At 54.7% G+C, this 16,829-nt stretch carries 15 protein-coding genes; 10 read left to right on the top strand and 5 right to left on the bottom strand.

Annotated elements, in window-relative coordinates; translation table 11 throughout:
• Window positions 1-2 precede the first annotated feature (2 nt).
• Window positions 3-458 (top strand): F0F1 ATP synthase subunit epsilon, encoded by a 456-nt coding sequence (locus tag EPA93_RS28760; RefSeq protein ID WP_129890819.1) that lies wholly within the window; start codon window positions 3-5, stop codon window positions 456-458.
• A 201-nt stretch (window positions 459-659) separates the two neighbouring features.
• Window positions 660-1,637, top strand: coding sequence for an NAD(P)H-dependent flavin oxidoreductase (locus EPA93_RS28755; protein WP_207229232.1), 978 nt, complete (start codon window positions 660-662; stop codon window positions 1,635-1,637).
• A gap of 168 nt (window positions 1,638-1,805) precedes the next feature.
• On the opposite strand, the gene EPA93_RS49235 is transcribed toward EPA93_RS28755, so the two are convergent.
• Window positions 1,806-2,801: a DUF3824 domain-containing protein gene (locus EPA93_RS49235; RefSeq protein ID WP_207229231.1), complete on the bottom strand. Its 996-nt coding sequence runs from the start codon at window positions 2,799-2,801 to the stop codon at window positions 1,806-1,808.
• Window positions 2,802-3,334: 533 nt separating this feature from the next.
• Here EPA93_RS49235 and EPA93_RS28745 point away from each other — a divergent pair.
• Window positions 3,335-3,850 carry a hypothetical protein gene (locus EPA93_RS28745; RefSeq protein WP_129890818.1) on the top strand — a complete coding sequence of 172 codons (516 nt, stop codon included), beginning with the start codon at window positions 3,335-3,337 and terminating at the stop codon, window positions 3,848-3,850.
• Between the two features lie 294 nt (window positions 3,851-4,144).
• A complete protein-coding gene (gpmI, locus tag EPA93_RS28740) occupies window positions 4,145-5,728 on the top strand; it encodes a 2,3-bisphosphoglycerate-independent phosphoglycerate mutase (protein WP_129890817.1) in 1,584 nt (527 codons plus the stop codon).
• 260 nt (window positions 5,729-5,988) lie between these two features.
• Here the strand turns inward: gpmI and EPA93_RS28735 are convergent, their stop codons facing one another.
• The 3 genes from EPA93_RS28735 to EPA93_RS28725 are packed head-to-tail and all read right to left on the bottom strand — an operon-like array spanning window position 5,989 to window position 10,718.
• Complete coding sequence (locus EPA93_RS28735; RefSeq protein ID WP_129890816.1) at window positions 5,989-6,990, bottom strand: hypothetical protein; 1,002 nt, start codon at window positions 6,988-6,990, stop codon at window positions 5,989-5,991.
• Window positions 6,991-7,005: 15 nt separating this feature from the next.
• Window positions 7,006-8,913 carry a glutamate mutase L gene (locus EPA93_RS28730; protein ID WP_129890815.1) on the bottom strand — a complete coding sequence of 636 codons (1,908 nt, stop codon included), beginning with the start codon at window positions 8,911-8,913 and terminating at the stop codon, window positions 7,006-7,008.
• A gap of 23 nt (window positions 8,914-8,936) precedes the next feature.
• Entirely contained in the window at window positions 8,937-10,718 is a 1,782-nt protein-coding gene (locus tag EPA93_RS28725) for a hypothetical protein (RefSeq protein WP_207229230.1), read from the bottom strand.
• A gap of 247 nt (window positions 10,719-10,965) precedes the next feature.
• Between EPA93_RS28725 and EPA93_RS28720 the strand changes: the two genes are divergently transcribed.
• The 4 genes from EPA93_RS28720 (at window position 10,966) to EPA93_RS28705 (ending at window position 13,646) form a co-directional block, all read left to right on the top strand.
• Window positions 10,966-11,427, top strand: a complete 462-nt coding sequence (locus tag EPA93_RS28720) for a RusA family crossover junction endodeoxyribonuclease (protein ID WP_129890813.1) — start codon at window positions 10,966-10,968, stop codon at window positions 11,425-11,427.
• 103 nt (window positions 11,428-11,530) lie between these two features.
• Window positions 11,531-12,370, top strand: a complete 840-nt coding sequence (locus tag EPA93_RS28715) for a DUF92 domain-containing protein (protein WP_129890812.1) — start codon at window positions 11,531-11,533, stop codon at window positions 12,368-12,370.
• 162 nt (window positions 12,371-12,532) lie between these two features.
• Window positions 12,533-13,078 carry a TetR/AcrR family transcriptional regulator gene (locus EPA93_RS28710; protein WP_129890811.1) on the top strand — a complete coding sequence of 182 codons (546 nt, stop codon included), beginning with the start codon at window positions 12,533-12,535 and terminating at the stop codon, window positions 13,076-13,078.
• A gap of 175 nt (window positions 13,079-13,253) precedes the next feature.
• Window positions 13,254-13,646 (top strand): hypothetical protein, encoded by a 393-nt coding sequence (locus tag EPA93_RS28705; protein WP_129890810.1) that lies wholly within the window; start codon window positions 13,254-13,256, stop codon window positions 13,644-13,646.
• 66 nt (window positions 13,647-13,712) lie between these two features.
• Here EPA93_RS28705 and EPA93_RS50495 read toward each other — a convergent pair whose 3' ends face one another.
• Complete coding sequence (locus EPA93_RS50495) at window positions 13,713-14,768, bottom strand: Clp protease N-terminal domain-containing protein (RefSeq protein WP_129890809.1); 1,056 nt, start codon at window positions 14,766-14,768, stop codon at window positions 13,713-13,715.
• A 350-nt stretch (window positions 14,769-15,118) separates the two neighbouring features.
• On the opposite strand from EPA93_RS50495, the gene EPA93_RS28695 reads away from it, so the two are divergent.
• Window positions 15,119-15,742: a PadR family transcriptional regulator gene (locus tag EPA93_RS28695; RefSeq protein ID WP_129890808.1), complete on the top strand. Its 624-nt coding sequence runs from the start codon at window positions 15,119-15,121 to the stop codon at window positions 15,740-15,742.
• 100 nt (window positions 15,743-15,842) lie between these two features.
• Window positions 15,843-16,661, top strand: coding sequence for an alpha/beta fold hydrolase (locus EPA93_RS28690; RefSeq protein WP_165423458.1), 819 nt, complete (start codon window positions 15,843-15,845; stop codon window positions 16,659-16,661).
• Window positions 16,662-16,829: the final 168 nt, after the last annotated feature.

The following is a 16,829-nucleotide window of genomic DNA, read 5'->3' as shown; positions in this document are numbered from 1 at the left end:
CGATGGCGACACGCAATACTCTGCATGTCGAGGTCGTGACTGCCGAGCGCGAGCTTTATAACGGCGAGGCCAATTTGGTGAGTGCGCCGGGAGCGGAAGGGCAGCTTGGTATTCTGCCCCGCCATGCTCCTCTGCTCGCGTTCCTGTCTCCGGGCATATTGCGCATCGAGCTGGATGGCGCCGAGGATTCAATGTTTGTCTCCGGCGGCTTCCTGGAAGTATCTCACAATTCTGTGACGGTGCTTGCCGATACTGCGGAACATGCTGATGAGATCGATCAGGCTCGCGCTGAGGAGGCCCGTCGCCGCGCTCAGGAACGTCTGTCCGAGACGCGTAATGACGTTGAGAGAGCGGAGTTACAGGGAGCTCTGGAACGTGCGGTTTCCCGCCTCAAGGTCGTGGAGATCTCACGCCGTCGCGGCCGGCGTCGTATCGATATGCCGACTTCGCAGGATTAATCTTGCAAACTATACGCTGAGGAGGAAGCTTTCAATTGTGGGCTTCCTCTTCTTTATTTTTTCGCTTCTGTAGCCGTTCTCCAAAAGAGGACAGTTTTATTAGTCTTCTTCTCAGCTTCTAGGTTTGGATGTCTTGTCAATTGTCCCTTTATCCTTGTTTGGGATATAGTGAGATGAGAGCATTTACATGAAAGGGACAAAATGATGCTGCATACATTTCTCACAACGTCCTGGCAACTACGCTACCCTATCGTTGGGGCGCCTATGGCCTACGTCGGCCGGGGACGGCTCGCGCAGGCCGTCTCCCAGGGTGGAGGATTGGGGATGATTGGGATAGGCAGCAAGGAGACGCCGGAACTTATTGCGCGTGAGGCGGCAATTGCGCGCGGCGAGGATGGACAGGGACGCTTTGGCATTGGCTTGATGGCCTGGGCAATCGAGCAGCGGCCCGAGCTTCTGCAGGCCTCGCTAGAGGCTGGCCCGTTTTTGCTTTCCATTTCGTTTGGTTCGCCTGCTCCATATGTGGAAGAGTTGCATCGGCGAGGCATTCAACTGGCGGCCCAGGTTCACAATCGCAAAGAGGCGCTGGAGGCCGCGCAGGCCGGTGTAGACCTGCTGGTGGTTCAGGGCAGCGAAGCCGGCGGGCATACGGGACATGTCGGGACGCTGGCGCTTCTGCAAACTGTGCTTGATAATGTGCAACTGCCTGTGCTGGTGGCCGGCGGTATCGCTACGCCGCGTGGTGTGGCGGCTGCGCTGGCGGCGGGCGCGCAGGGTGTCTGGGTAGGCACTTGCCTGCTGGCTTCGCCCGAATGCGAGAATACAGAGGCGGCGCGCGCACGGATCATTCAGGCGCGGGAGGATGAGACAGTGCTGACACGGGCCTTTGATGTGGCCCAGGGCATTCCCTGGCCTGAGCAGTATCCCGGTCGCGCCTTACGCAATAGCTTTGCCGAGCAATGGCATGCACGGATTGCTGAGCTCGCGCAGAACGAAAGTGCTCGTCAGCAGATGGCTGAAGCCATGAAGCGCAAGGACTATGATCAGGCGTATATCTATGCCGGCGAGGCTGTGGGCCTGGTGAAGAAGGAGAAACCGGCTGCCGAGGTGATTCGCCAGATGGGGGATGGCGCGGAGCAATTGTTGCGCGAGCGCTGTAATACGCTGCTTGCCGACTGATTGTCGGCTCGTATATGGAACAGGCGAGGGCCAAACGCTAGCTCGGGTACAGCGTATTGAGACGTTGCTGGCTCAAGGCTTATGCATCGGAAGTGGGGCAGAAAATAAGATTGGCGACAGGACAACGAGAAAGTCATCCTGCCGCCATTTCTAGAGCTTATGAGCGGGCTAGAAGTCGCCGCCTCCGCTGTTACCTCCGCCGAAGTCGCCGCCTCCGAAATCTCCACCACCGAAGTCTCCTCCGCCAGAGTCGCCACCACCGAAGTCGCCGCCGCCAAAACTGCCGCCGCCATTATCTCCGCCGCCAAAGTTACCGCCCTGGTTATCCCAGTTTCCGTGATCCCCTTCACGTTCACCAGATTGCTTACCCAGCTCGTAACCGATCAAACCACCAGCTGCCGCACCCAGACCACCGGCAGCCCAGGGATTCATGCCCTGATTCTGCTGAGGATAGTTAGGGCCATAGTTGGGCGGATAGGGTCCCTGATTATAAGGTTGGTTGTAAGGTGGATCATAACGAGGCTCTGGAGGACGTCTGTTGAAGAGGCCACCGCCAAAGCCTCCACCACCACCGCCGCCTCGGCGCCGACGAATGAAGACAAAGAAGAGAATACCGGCCAGCACTAATATACCGATGCAGCACAGGGCGCTATTCCCAAAGGCATTTCCGCCCCGGCCGCCGCCAACGGGTAGAATACCACCACTGTTGGATAGGTCGTTGCGCAGAGAGCGCAGTGCAGCGACGGTAGCACTTGTGTAATCATGATTGCTGCGGAAATCGCTGGCAAAGGCGTTATAAGCGCTCTGGTTCTGGCTGCTGTTCAAAGGTACGCTCCGACCACCAGCAATCGCCAGATGGCCGCCACTGCCTACGACATTGATAGCAATAACTATACTATTATTGTTGGTCTTGCTACGTGCGCGCTGGTCAAAGGCTGAATTGTTTCCACTAAAATTGCTAACTGTAAAGATATCAACTTCATATGGGAGCGAAGATGCTTCGTTGCGTACCTGCGATTTATTCAGCACCCCCGCTTGATCTGATATATTCACAGTATTGGCGAATGTGCTGATTGCACTGGTCAATAGCAAACAGAACGCGATAACTGTTGCCAATATGCCAGTTTTAAACCATTTACTAAGAGGGCGTGATTTACTATTCATAACCTTCCTTCTTTAAATCTTTTCAAGTAGTAGCGCATATCTAATGTAGGCATATCAGCTAAGACAAGCACTACTTTCTCACGTCTCTCTGTTGACTCTCCATAATGGGATATACGCAAATAGACTTCTGCAATCAAATCAATGCTGCTCGCTGCGCAAATATAAAATTGCTCTCGTGCTTGATATACGCTTAAGCAAGCGCTTTAGTTGCACCCGGCTTTGTTGATCATCTGGAAATATATGCCTTGCTGTGCCGATTTCTGGAGAAATAAATCGGCGATATACTAGCCTAATACCGATGCGCTCTATTGTAGGATCGATCAGGCGAGGCCTGGTTATCCTGCGCCCTCCTTTAAAATACAACGCAGAAGATGCCAAAAAGATCTCGCTTCTAGTAGAATAGCCAGGGCTTTTTCCAGCTCCTCTTCGCTGCTAGATAGTGTAACAACCAGAACTGGCACGCCCTGGTAGAATAGCTAAGGAGATAAAGCAACTGAACTAATTTTTTAAATCAGAAAGTAAGATCTGGTAAGATGACAAGGCCACACGACAAGCTTCAAACAATCGTGCGTGCATATCAGCAGATTTGCGCCGGCGAGGAACCATGGATAGCGCTAGGAAACTTTAGGAGTGCCTGGTATGGTTATGCAAAAGATATACGAGAGCAGCTTGTATGCGAACCACTTATGCAGCCTGTAGAGGAGACAGAGCATACTCGTAAATGGGCAGCTTTTTGCGCCGCCTCAGTTGAGTTTCTCTGTGACCGTTATAGCGTCGCTTGTCCAGCGTGGACCCGTGAAGCGCGCTACAGGCTAACAGCTCCCTGGTGGCATACCAAACACATCTATCATATTGCAACTCGCGTGCAGCTCATGCAAACGACACCTGAACCGTTTGCCAGGTGCAATATTTTTTGTGGCAATCGTCTGTTCCAGAATAAATATGAGATGAGTGAATGGGTACAGGAAGCGCGAGCCAGAGGGCTCAAAAGCCCTGGCGAAATCTGGCAATATGCGCGCCAGAAAGAAATAAGTATTCACGGCGGCTAAGCGCATAAGGCCTGGGCGGGAGCGTCGGCTAATCTATCACCAACCATATAATACCCGGCACGCAGCGCGCAACAACTTTCCCAAACTATTGTACATGTTGCGCTAGACTCCTATGATATAGACAATAGCGGGGAGCAAAAATTGCATGACCCGAGAGCAACATGTAATCAGCCCGGGTCGCAGGTGCCATAAACGGCGCAGCTGTACTGAAGAGCTACTCGCCTTCATTTGGTCTGCATGCTACAATGGAAACGCCAGGCACCTTTTATTATGTCTTATGGAGTTTTAGAGAAAATGAGCGTAACAGATTCAGGGCGACCACGCCCTTTTGTGCTGATTATTATGGATGGTTGGGGGATTAATCCACGCCAGGAGGGCAACGCGATAGCTTTGGCCCGGACTCCCAATATCGATCAGTTGGCGCACGATTGGCCGCATACGGCGGTAAGGACTTCTGGCTTAGCAGTTGGTTTACCCGAGGGCCAGATGGGCAATTCTGAGGTAGGGCACCAGAACATTGGCGCCGGTAAGCGCGTATTGCAAGATTATACCCGCGTCAGTGAAGCCATCCGCGATGGCAGCTTTTTTCAGAACCCCGCCTTTCTCAAGGCCATTGAGCATGTCAAAAAGCACCAATCTCAACTACATATTTGTGGATTATTAGGCAACGGTGGCGTACACGCCCATGAATCCCACCTGGAGGCGCTCTTACGTCTCGCTCAGATGCATGGCGTGGAGCGTGTCTATATTCACTCGTTCACGGATGGGCGCGATGCCTCACCTACCGGCGGACTTGAGTTTATGCGCCGCCTGGAGGCGCGCGCTCGCGAGATCGGTGGCGAGCATGCAGCTAGAGTGGCGACGGTGAGCGGCCGTTACTATGCGATGGACCGCGATAATCGCTGGGATCGCACGGGCCTTACCTATTTTGCTATGACGCGGGCCGAGGGGCAGCGCGCTAGTTCTGCCCTGGAGGCCATCCAGCAATCCTACGATAAAAATGTCACCGACGAGTTTATCTTGCCTACGGTTATCATGGAGGATAATCATCCGGTAGCTGTGGTAAAGGCTGGCGATGCCGTCATACACTGCAACTTCCGCCCCGATCGTGCGCGCCAACTTACCAAAGCCTTTGTGATGCAGGAGCTACCGCCGCAGGCCGAGGGCAAGTTCGAGCGCGGGCCACGCCTGAAGGATCTTGCCTATGTGATGATGACCGAGTACGAGTCTGGGCTGGATGCCGAGGTAGCCTACCGCGCCGATGAGGTCGAGATGCCGCTGGCGCGCGTTATCTCGGAGCAGGGCATGCGTCAGTTCCACACGGCCGAGACCGAGAAATATGCCCACGTGACCTACTTTATCAATGGGCGCCGTGAGACACCTTTTAGGGGCGAGGATCGCGTCCTTGTCCCCTCGCCAAAGGTTCCCACCTATGATCTGCAGCCAGAGATGAGCGCGGCCGGCATCACAGATACGGCAGTCGAGCATATTCGTAGCGGCGATTATGATCTTGTGATTATGAACTATGCCAACGCGGATATGGTGGGCCATACTGGCGACATCGATGCGACGATCAAAGCCGTGGAGGCTGTGGATAAGGGCGTGGGGCGTGTGGTTGATGCAACCCTCTCGGTGGGCGGCGGCCTGCTGATTACTGCCGATCACGGCAATGCTGAGCAGCTTATCGAGTACGATACTGGCAAGCCCTACACGGCCCATACTACCAATCCTGTGCCGCTCTACCTGGTGGTGCCAGAACTGGCTCAAGCCCACCTGCGCACCGATGGCATTCTCGCCGACGTAGCTCCGACCGTGCTACGCGTTATGGGCATTGCTCAGCCGAAGGATATGCAGGGCCGTTCTCTGCTTCTGCCCTGATGACCATGAGCTGACAGGCAACAGGAAGCATATCTCGGCCGGAATAAGCGCATGATCGGGGTATGCTTCCTTGTTGAAGCTGCAAGCTACCCGATAGAACGCGTACGTTTATAGCATAGAGGCAATCAAATATAAAAAGTTATCCACATAAAAGGCCAGAATCTGTGGATAACTTTTTATATATGTGGATAAATCACCCGTTAGCAAGCAAGCAGAGTAACGTAAGTGGGAGTTAATTGCACTCTGCTGCTTGCCGCACTTTAACCAATGCGCTCTACAACTGTAATAGGTACAATGAGGGCCGAACCATCTTCCATGCGCAGGCGCGCGGCACGGGCGCGAATACCTGAAGAGAAAACCTGCTCATAAGTGAAGAGGTAATCGATAATGCCTATAGTCCCTTCTCTCTCTCCTCCGCAAATGCGCACCTGAGCCCCGAGAACCGGCGTAGGATCGGGCTGAATTGGCTGGAACGACTGCTGATTCTCCTGACTGGGAAGGGAAATGATCAGCTCAGGAAAGATCCCTTCGCGCACAGAGGTTGTGCCGGAGAGCAGAACCATAGAGCCTTCATGCTGGCTCAATAAGTTCATGATGCGCGTCGGCATTGCCACCGTGCCCAATCCCTCGGTCAGGCAGAGCGTCAGATGTGGCAATGGAATCAGCGCCTGCTCGATATGGCTGCAATCGATCAAGCGGATAAGATCCGTATGGAGGAACCCTTCAAGATCGCGCGTTGAGATACTGCTGGCGATCACGCCGGCAATGCCGCTGTTCATAGCCATGTGCAGAAGAGCGAAATTGAGCGGCCCCGGAATGACAAGAATAGCCCCCGGAGGAATCGAGCGCGGGAGCTGGCCAGAGCTAGTGGCGTGCCACATAGTAAGAACGCCAGCCACCTGGTTGCCTACGCCTATCGTTCCCTGAAGCAGGGAGGCCCGGCTCTCGATAATCACGCCACCGCGGTGCGTAATATCAACAACGCGACCATACAGGCCGGCCAGAATCGTTTCAGTCCCGCCTGTTCCATTATTACTGCTTCCCTGCCCTGTTTTATCCGGTGCCGCCGACAGCGAGAGATGGGGTAACGTCTGCATAGACGAAATGCTCCCAGCATGTTCTAAACGGAGCACCGGCTGATCAGGAGAGACTTCCTGACCAGGATGAACCAGTGGAATAGCTTTTGCTGTATTTCCACCGGGCCAACGCTCCCTCCTCACCACAGTCTGAGTAAGGAGAGACCAACCAAGTGGATAGGTCATGGCCGAAGCCTCCCTTTACGCTCCTAGAGCTTGTGCCCATTGACGTAAACTGGAATGGCGCTCAGCTTCCTCGCTGGGAAGCATAAGCGGTCGTCCCCTGGCGTCAATAATCAACCCTACCAGCCCGCCGTCGATCTCTTCGGCTGCCCGCGCCCTTTCGCCGGGTCCCAGCCCGACATCAACAGTTGGAGCGGGGAACAGGGTAAGTAGGGCTTGCTCGTTAAGGCCCAATGGAATGACCTCGACGGAGCCAGCCTTTACGTCAATAGTTACCTGTCTTCCATTACTATATTCTAACCCCACCCGCACAGCATGTTGACCGTGCTGTAAGCCTCCAAACGGTATAACACAAGTGCCGAGTCTATGCGTAACAGCGTCGTTTTCATTTACCTGTACCGCAGTAATTGGGGCGACCGTAGCCATAGCACCAAGCTGCCCTATGAGCATGGTGCGATCAAGAACAATCGAAGTAACTCCGCGTGGCTGTAGTGCATCCAGTAGCATCATAGCCACCTGGCCATACCTGGGCGCGTGCGAAAGAATGCCCCCGGTTGCGAGGATAAGATCGCTTTCTGGCCATTCTACATGCTTCTTCTTAGCCTCCTCAAGCGTGAGGGCGATAGCTTCACGCGCAAAGGCCTGGCTCAGCTGGAGCTCACGCGCGTTAACCGGGATGACGTGGGGGTGGAGCATGCGGTTAAGGACAAACTGGCGCACCTCTTCCTCGGTGACGCTAAAGGGGAGCCAGCGTACGATACGCTGGAAGCCAGCCTGATGGAGAATGCTACCGATGTTGGGGCCGATGCCAAGAGCTGGCTGGACTAAGGGGATAAACTCGCCGTTCTCGCCAGCTAGCATGACAGAGGTTGTTGAGCCGCCAACATCTATCGCTGTGACGTTCATGCGATAATGCTGAGCCAGGAAGCGCACAAGGCTGCTCAGCGAAGTTGCCGTGGCGACGGGCGCGGTCCTTGACCATGACTGAAGGCGCTCATAGCCGGGAAGATGGCGAATAACTTCCTGTTCGTGTAAAGCGCCAAGGGCTATGCTTAATGAGCCAACCTGGGCCTGACTTGTTAGCGTGTCAACATAGGTAACCTCAGCGACGCCCTGCAACATGCGCTTGACGGCTTCAATGTACTGGGCGGCCCCGGCGTAGAGAACGGAGATCTGATCTGTGGCGATATCCTGGGGAGGTACACCGGCGGAGGCGTTGGCGCCGTGCTGCTCGGTGCGCTGGCGGGAAGCATTGATTAAGAGCTGGCAGGCTTCTTGCAAAGGATTGGGGCCGGCAGGACCATCGGCCAGGCCAACGATCAAAGCTGCCTGCGGCTGAAGCTCGCGCAGGCGGGCCAGGTGACGTTCCCATTCCATGGCGATACGTTCTTGTCCCCAGGGACCCTTTGCTCCACCCGGCGAGGCATAGCCTGCCGATGCGCCAACTTCTGCCGGCATATTTGCGCTCGCGGCCGAGAACGAAGGCGCCGGCAGGGCCTCCATTTCAGCATATAGCCCGGAGATAGCTTGCGATGCCAGTTCCTCTAGTGTAGCGCTAACGGCTCCCAGAGCGACGCAACGTAGAGGGCCACCGGCACTCATGGTAGCAATGAAAACATCAGCCCCGTTGCCATCTGACTGCTCAGGGGAGATGATACGCCCATCTGAAACAAAATGACGACCTGTAATAAACTCAATCACATTAATCGCCTGGATAATACCAACAGTAATATCCTCATGAGGGGGGGCTACGGTAGTTGGCGCTTCCCCACGCGCCATCAAACGATATTGGCCCTCAACAAGACCAAACAGCGAAACCTTCGTAAAAACGGCTCCGCAATCTGCAACCAGCAACGAATTTACGGCCGCAGGTGCATGATTCTGGCCGGGGGCCTGCCCTCCTTCTGTATAGGGTTGTGTATACATCTCCGGGTCTATCTCCTCTGCTACTAGCGGAATAAATCGCGGATGGCCTCGAACAATCCGCGTTTAGCAGGTTTCCCATTTGCCCTTTGCTCACCGGGATAGCCCGCGGTTCCAGCACCGGGAACTGGTGGCATGGCAGATGCGTTCGAGGGTGATGGCGGGACGGCGGTAGGTGGCATGTTCGCCATATAGTTACCCTGTCCACCTGCTTGATAATTACTATTATATCCTCCAGGGTTATAGCCTGGGGCTGCTCCTGGTCCTGGCATTGGCCCTGAACCCGCTAATGGCCCTGCCGGCGGGACCCTTCCGGCCATTTGCTGCGGTGGCGGCGGTGGCATTTGCTCGCTCTGCGGTGGCATGGGAGCATAAGAATGCTGCGGCGCTTCTGGAAAGTGAGGTGCCGACGAAGCAACACCTAACATAGAGGCAAAGACATTTGCCGCTGCTTCATTCCCTTCGTTGGGGCTTACCTCGCCACGCGGACGGCTCGGAACGCGCACATTTTCTACACGCGGTGGCACAGGGAGATTGTAGACCGGCTTTTGGATCTCGGCCGGCTGCTGTTGAACTGCTCCCCCCTGGCTTTGCGGCTGCCCGGTCCCGCTACGTAGCCAATCAGGCAACGCATTCATATCAATAAAAGAAGCTGCAGAGACCCCCCCACCATTTATGGCTGCATGCGCGGGAGAGGCGCTGCGTGGAGCGGCTACTGGTACGGCCTGGGCCTGTTTAGCTTGTTCGAAGTGCGCGGGTGGTGGCGCGGGCGCCTGCGCAGCTGGCATGGCGTTCCCTTTAGGTTCTTGTTTATTCTCGCGTAGCCAAGGTGGCAAGGCGTTTACATCCAGAAGGGAAGAGGCAGCTAAGGACTGACCAACAGATCCTTCGGTTGTATTCTGGCCCGCTGATCCGCCAGTTTGCCCGCCTTGCTGGGACATCCAGGTAGGTAATGATTTCTCATCAAGTAGGTCACGGGCAGTTAGCCCTTGTGACGAGTTTGCCGATTGTTCCATGGCAGGTGATTGCTCGGCTTTCTGCGCCTGAGCCGAAGGTTGCATGCCCTTCATCCAATCCGGCATAGCCTCCTGTTGCGCCGCCGGAGCAGGCTGAGGCGATTTTGGCACCGTGGGAGCGGGCTGCATGCCCTTCATCCAGTCGGGCATGGCCTCCTGTTGTGCCGATGCGGCCTGCGCTGCTTTCTGTGGTTGAGCTGGCCCCTGGATATTTTTCATCCAGTCGGGCATAGCCTCCTGTTGCGCTGGCGCCGCTGGCTCTGGCTTTGGAGACTGAGGCGGCGTCTGGATATTTTTCATCCAGTCGGGCATAGCCTCCTGTTGCGCCGCTGGCGCGGGCGCCGGAGCAGGCTGAGGCGATTTTTGCGCGGCAGGGGTGGACTGCATGCCCCTCATCCAATCGGGCATAGCCTCGGGATCAATAAGGCTAGCAGCATTAATACTTTCCTGCGGCGTATCTTTCTGCTGCTTCTCCCGCATCCATGAAGGGAGAGATTTTTCATCTATTAATGATTTGGCGCTCAGGCCCTGAGATTGCACTTTTTCTTCATCTGTACGAGGGCCGGGGAAAGCGGAGGAGCGAAGCGCCGGCTGCGGCGCCGAAATACCATGATCGCTATACTCTCTACGCTCGGAGCGCATCCAGATTGGTAAAGCTCCCTCTTCTACCAGACCGGCAGCGGAAAAGTCAGCCGGCGTAGTCATGGGTGCGGCCGGTCGTTCACCCGCACGTAGTGATTCTAGCCAGGCTGGTAGCTCCGGTTGTCCCTGCGCTGCCATTCGCGGGCTCATTTCATTTTCAACCTTGCTAGAGAGCGGTTCGCCACATTTCTGGCATTGCACAGCTCCTGCTGGGACTAGATTCCCACATTGGTTACACGTAATCACTATTGCTCCTCACTTTCGCCAGGCCTTGCTTTATGGCAGTGTATCACTCTTTTCCCAGCTTGACAACGCTTGTAATCCACAAAATAAGACATGTTGATATGATACAATACGCACGATATTATATGTCCAAAAGTACTATCAGGAGATATTCATGTGTGAGCAGTCTACAGGCTGGCACGAGCCTCCTCGACAAGCATCTTACCTGCTGCGTCTAACGCTTCCACTTCCTCCGGGCATCAATGAACAGTATGCAACTGTCAATGGGCACCGTGTTAGCACGCTTGTTGCTCGTCGCTTCAAGCAACAGGTGCGGGCCAGCGTGCAAGCGCTTGAGCGCCAGGGCAAGATCACTGACGCGCTACGTGAGCATTTTCGGCAAAGCTACCTGGCGCTCTTTCTGGATTTCTATTTTGCTACACCCCTCAAACGAGACCTGGATGGTGGTCTCAAGATCACGCAGGATGCACTCTGCGAAAGTCTGGGATTGAATGACAACAGGGTCGTTGACATCCATTTGCTAAAACATATTGATCCGCTTCACCCCCACCTCTATGTTGAGCTGGAGGCTATTGCTGACTGGCGTTTTGACAAGGAGTACGTTGTTCTTAGCTGAGACGTATGTACTTGCCTCTCTACCATGCCTTCACTATGATAGAACTGATAATACTAGCGTTCTGTAACAAAATACACGCTAAATATCTAGAGGTACTACGTTTATGCCGAAAATTCGTCTCGTACAGGGGTTACTGTTTAGCAGTGTTGTTGGTCTTCTCGCCTATCGACGGCGTTCGTTGAGCCGCAGCGGGCTGTTGGGGGCGATGATTGCAGGGACGACGACTGTAGGGTTTGGCGGCTGGAAATGGGGGCTCTCGCTCATCTTTTTCTTTGTCTCTTCCAGTCTCTTTTCGCATTTTCGCGCCAGGGATAAGGAGCAGCTGGCTGCCGATAAGTTTAGCAAGGGCTCGCGGCGCGATATTGTGCAGGTGGCGGCAAATGGCGGCGTAGCAACTCTGTTGGCCTTGGCCTATGGCGCGACGCCAGAGACTGAGCAGCGGCGGCGCGAGGCGCTAGAGGCCAGCTATGTGGGCTCTCTGGCGGCGGCGACTGCCGATACCTGGGCCACCGAGCTGGGAGTGCTCAGCACGCATGCGCCACGCCTGATTACTACTGGCGAGCAGACGGAGCCCGGGACGTCAGGCGGGGTTACTGTAATGGGGAGTACGGCGGCGGCGACCGGGGCGGCAGCGCTGGGCCTGGTCTTCTGGTTGCTGGGCCGTGCTGATCGTGCGCAGCGCTCTCTTCCTTTTATTGCTCTGGTGAGTGGCCTGCTAGGCGGTTTCTTTGATAGCTGGCTAGGGGCTACGGTGCAGGCAACTTATTATTGTCCCATCTGCAAGAAGGAGACTGAGCGAGAGGTACATAGCTGTGGTACGCTGACTATCCTACGGCGCGGCTATCCCTGGATGAATAATGATACAGTCAATTTCCTGGCTACGTTTTGGGGAGCCCTGGTGGCTCTGGCTCTGCACCTCTGTCTGAGGAGGGGCAAGCGCTAGTCTCTGCGCGCGTTCGCAGCCCTCAGTAGCACTGAAAATCTCTGAGGGGCTGCAAACTTGCCTGAACAGATTAGCTTAAGATAACCTTGACGGCGGACCAGGAAAAGTTTTATAGTATACTAAAAACATACGGTTGCGTATGTTCTAGAAGAGACGCGGCTTATGTTGCTGACGAAAGATGATTGGATCAGGGCTGGCTTGCGCGTGCTGGCGGAATCTGGCATTGAGCATGTGAAGGTTGAAAACCTCGCGAAAATGCTGCAGATCAGCAAGGGCAGCTTCTATCATTACTGGAAGAATCGCGCGGTCTTCCTGCAAGCTCTGCTAGCCTATTGGGCGGAGTATGGGACGGCCGCAACGATTGCCGAGCTGGAAAAAAAACCTGATCCGGCTGAGCGTCTTGAGCGCTTGATCGAGCAGAGCTTTGCGCGCAATCAGAGCCTGGAGGCCTCGGTCCATCAATGGGCCCGTCACGATCCGGCGGTGAGGCGTGAGGTTGCCCAGGTCGAAGAGCGGCGCATTCACTATATTGCCTACCTGCTAGAGGAAAGTGGCTATCCCGTGGCAAAGGCCCAGGAGATGGCACGGGTCTTTTATCTGCTCTATCTGGGTTGGATCGATTTGAGCCAACGCGATAACAGCGAAGAGAGCCATAGGCTGGCCCTCAAGAGCGCCAGATCGGTGCTCAACCTGTTGGCAGGCTCGTAGGGCATGCTAGAGCATTGTTTGCAGTTCTCCCACAGGCCTGGCTCGCTTTATCGCGCCAAGCCAGCCATTCATTCTGTTAATGCGTTTTCCTTTGTAAAAAGTATCAGTGAGAACACTTGTTGCCAGTAAAACGTACGCTAGCGTATGTTCTGGTCTTAAAAAGAGAGGCTTTGAGATGAAGAAAGTCATGCTTATTCTCGCCAGCGTGATTGGAGTGATTGGGATCATACATATATCGTTAACACCATTCCTCTATAAAGGCCTGACCCTGGATGGCCTCTGGTTTGCCTGCGCCGGTCTGGCCTTGATTCTGCTGACGTTCCTCAATTATACGCGTCTGACGATGACTGAGAAGCAGAGCCAGCTCTTTGTTCTTTGCCATATCGCCAATATTCTCACGGTGGTGATGATTGGCTTAATCCTTATGCATTTGTTTGCGCCCCATGTGCTGCTCCTCTTTGTGCTGCTGGTGCTGCAGACGATCCTGCTCATTCGTTACCAGTTTGTGGCCTATCCTTCTGTACAGTCTGAAGGGGGGCAAGAACGTAGCGGCAAGCTGGTAAGCTAAGACAGCGGAGACCACAGAAGCTATCCGTGGCCTCCCCTTTGCTTCTCTCAGGCGTGGGGAGCGAAATTACTCCTGGCTTAGAGGAGCGTTACAGTTTAAACAATGGCTGGCAGCGCCTGGATTCTTGGCGCCACACTGTGGGCAAGTAAGGGTCTGCTCACCTTGCTGCGTAGTCGGGGCAGGCTCGCTGGTCTGCTCGGGCGTGCTTTCGGCCTGGGCACTGCCAGGCTCGCTGTCCTGAACTGGTGCGCTATGCGCTTGAGGGCTGCCAGGCTCTGCGGGCATGCTCTCTTGCAGTGTGGGATTCGTCGAGGCTTGCTTCTGTGGACCCTGATATTGCTTCACACGCCAGGAGGCTGTGCGCTGTTCCAGCAGGCGCAAGGCCTCTTCGCGGACGCGCGGTAGTACCACTCCCATATCTACAAGAATGCGGGCCGCGATGCCCTCACCCTCACGCAATAAACCCAGCAGGAGATGTTCGGTCCCCAGGTAATCGTGCCCCAGGCGGCGCGCCTCATCTACAGCCAGCTCGATGACTTTTTTAGCGCGTGGCGTAAGGCCGCGCGGCTGCTCGTCTCCTATGTCCTGTGAGCCACGTCCGATGATGGCGATTACCGCCTCGCGAACCTTATCAGCTTCGACGCCAAGCTTCTGCAACGTCTGCGCTCCGATGCCCTCGCCCTCGCGCAGCAGGCCCAGTAGCAAATGCTCGGTCCCGATATAGTTATGGTGTAGGGCTTTGGCCTCCTCCGAGGCCGAGGAGAGGACGTTGCGCGCACGCTCGGTAAACCTATCGAAGCGGTTACGCTCCTTCTTGACCAGTTCGGCCGGTGCCGTCAGACGCTCCTGCCACATTGCGCGCAGCCACTGCACAAGCTGGCCGAAAGGCTCAACGCTGCCAGCGGTCGCCTCAGTTTTGGCTGGCATGCGCTGGTGCAGCAGGTAGGCTTTGAGATCCGAAGGGGCAATGCGATAGTCGGAACCGATGCGATAGGCGGCCAGATCGCCCTTATTGATCAGGCGGCGAATCGTCACGGGATCTACATGCAAGAGTTCAGCCACTTCATCCGAAGTCATCAGGCGTTCTATACCTGCGCTGTTTGCTTCCTTGTCAAACTCCATAGCCTTAGACCTTCCTTTGTAATCTATGAAACTATTTGCATTACTAAAAGAACTATAACATACTATATATTACTTTGCAGCCAAAAGCAAGAGCAAAAGGAGGCGATGTGCGCGCGAAAAAACTACGGCGATAAGCTTTTCTCTGCTAAGCTTTCTGCAAGAACGGGAGGAGGCCTACATTAAGAGCTCTTTGGACCGGAGTAGAAGCCTGTTTGCTTTTCATCCTCGCTCACAGATCCAAACATCTCGGCACTTGACAACAAATATTCTCTACTATATATTCTTAGCAGAATATTCTGACAGAGATATTATTCCTTTCCTTCTGGAATGCAGATCATGATGGAGGAGTGATGACGACGAAGCGCAAAATTCAAAATCCACTCGCATTAGCGGTCCTTGCCTGCCTCACGGAACATCCCATGCATCCGTATGAGATAGCTACAACGCTACGTGAACGTGGGAAGGACCAGAGCATCAAGCTAAACTTCGGCGCGCTCTATACAGTCGTTGAGGCTTTAAAGCTCCATGGACTCATCAGAGTAGGTGAGAGCGTACGCGAGGGCCGTCGCCCTGAGCGTACAGTCTACCGTCTGACCAGGGCTGGTCGTATCGAACTCATCGACTGGTTGAGTGAGCTCATTAGCAGACCTGTCAAAGAGTATACGCAGTTTGAAGCGGGGCTCTCGCTCATTCCGATACTGCCACCCGAAGATGCCGCCGTACTTCTTGAACAGCGTTGCACGCGCCTGGAGATGGAGATTGAGCAGCAACGTTCCTTCCTCCAAAGTGCCATGCAGCGTGGGATCTCGCGCCTAAATTTGATCGAGAGTGAGTACCCGCTTGCGCTTTGCGAGGCGGAGCTCGCCTGGACGCGCCACTTCGCTGAAGCGATCAGGTCGGGAACGCTGGAGGGTTTGACTGAGTGGGAGGCCTTTTCTCGTGCGACGGCTTCGCAGGAGTACGAAGAAGCCTAACAGAAGGAAAGCTAACGCCTCGGCTTTGGCATGTTTGCCTCACATGATACAGGCCCTCGTCCAAACATCGAAAAAGAGAGATTCAAAAAGGAAAACCGCCATGAACGAAATCGTTACGACTTCCACGGTGAAATCGAAGGATGGCACGATCATCGGGTATCGACAGGTAGGCCGTGGGCCAGGACTTCTGCTCGTCCATGGAGGTCTCGAAACGGCTGAAAGTCATCAGCAATTGGCCGATGAGCTTTCTTCACATTTTACAGTGTACCTCTCAGATCGGCGAGGGCGCGGGATGAGTGGCTCCTTTGGTGAAGGCTATACCATCAAGAAAGAAGTCGAAGATATCGAAGCGCTGCTGACCAAAACCGCTACCCGCTTGCTCTTTGGACTCAGCTCAGGAGCCATTATCTGCCTGCAGGCTGCTCTCAGTTTGCCAACCATCAAGAAAATCGCGATTTACGAACCGCCGCTCTCGATCAATGGCTCCTTCTCGTTGGATTGGGTGCCAGCATTTACCCGTGAAGTAGAGAAAGGTGACGAGGCGTCGGCGTTAGTTGTGGCGACCAGAGGCACGCAGCAATTTGGTCACACTCTGCCCGGCTTCCTGCTCAAAGGCATGGCTCGCCTCATGTTGGGCGATATGCTTGCTCTTGTGCCAACCTTTCAGTATGATGCGCAACTCGTTCGAGAGACACAGGATACCTGGCAAAATTTTAAGGATATTCAGGCCGATGTCCTGTTGTTGGGAGGGAGTAGAAGCCCAGCCTACTTGAAAACCGCACTCGATGCCCTTGAAAAACACTTACCACACGTCAAACGTGTTGAATTTGCTGGTCTCAATCATGGTGGTTCAGGCAATAAAAACAGGGGTGGGCGACCGGCACTTGTCGCGGCAGAGCTATCTCGCTTTTTCCTGTAATCGTTTCATCTGTGCATTCCTGCATTGTTACATCTTCCTGATCTCCCAAGCTCTAACTCGCTGTTGGAGCAGTATTTTTGCTCAACACTCTCCCCATGAATAGTGAGCCACTGGATGCAAAAGATCGTCACCAGGGGTAGAAAAAAGTTAGTGAGTCGGGCCCATATC

The organism is Ktedonosporobacter rubrisoli (assembly GCF_004208415.1).
GTDB classification, from domain to species: domain Bacteria; phylum Chloroflexota; class Ktedonobacteria; order Ktedonobacterales; family Ktedonobacteraceae; genus Ktedonosporobacter; species Ktedonosporobacter rubrisoli.
This window is presented reverse-complemented; position numbering and strand designations above follow the sequence as displayed.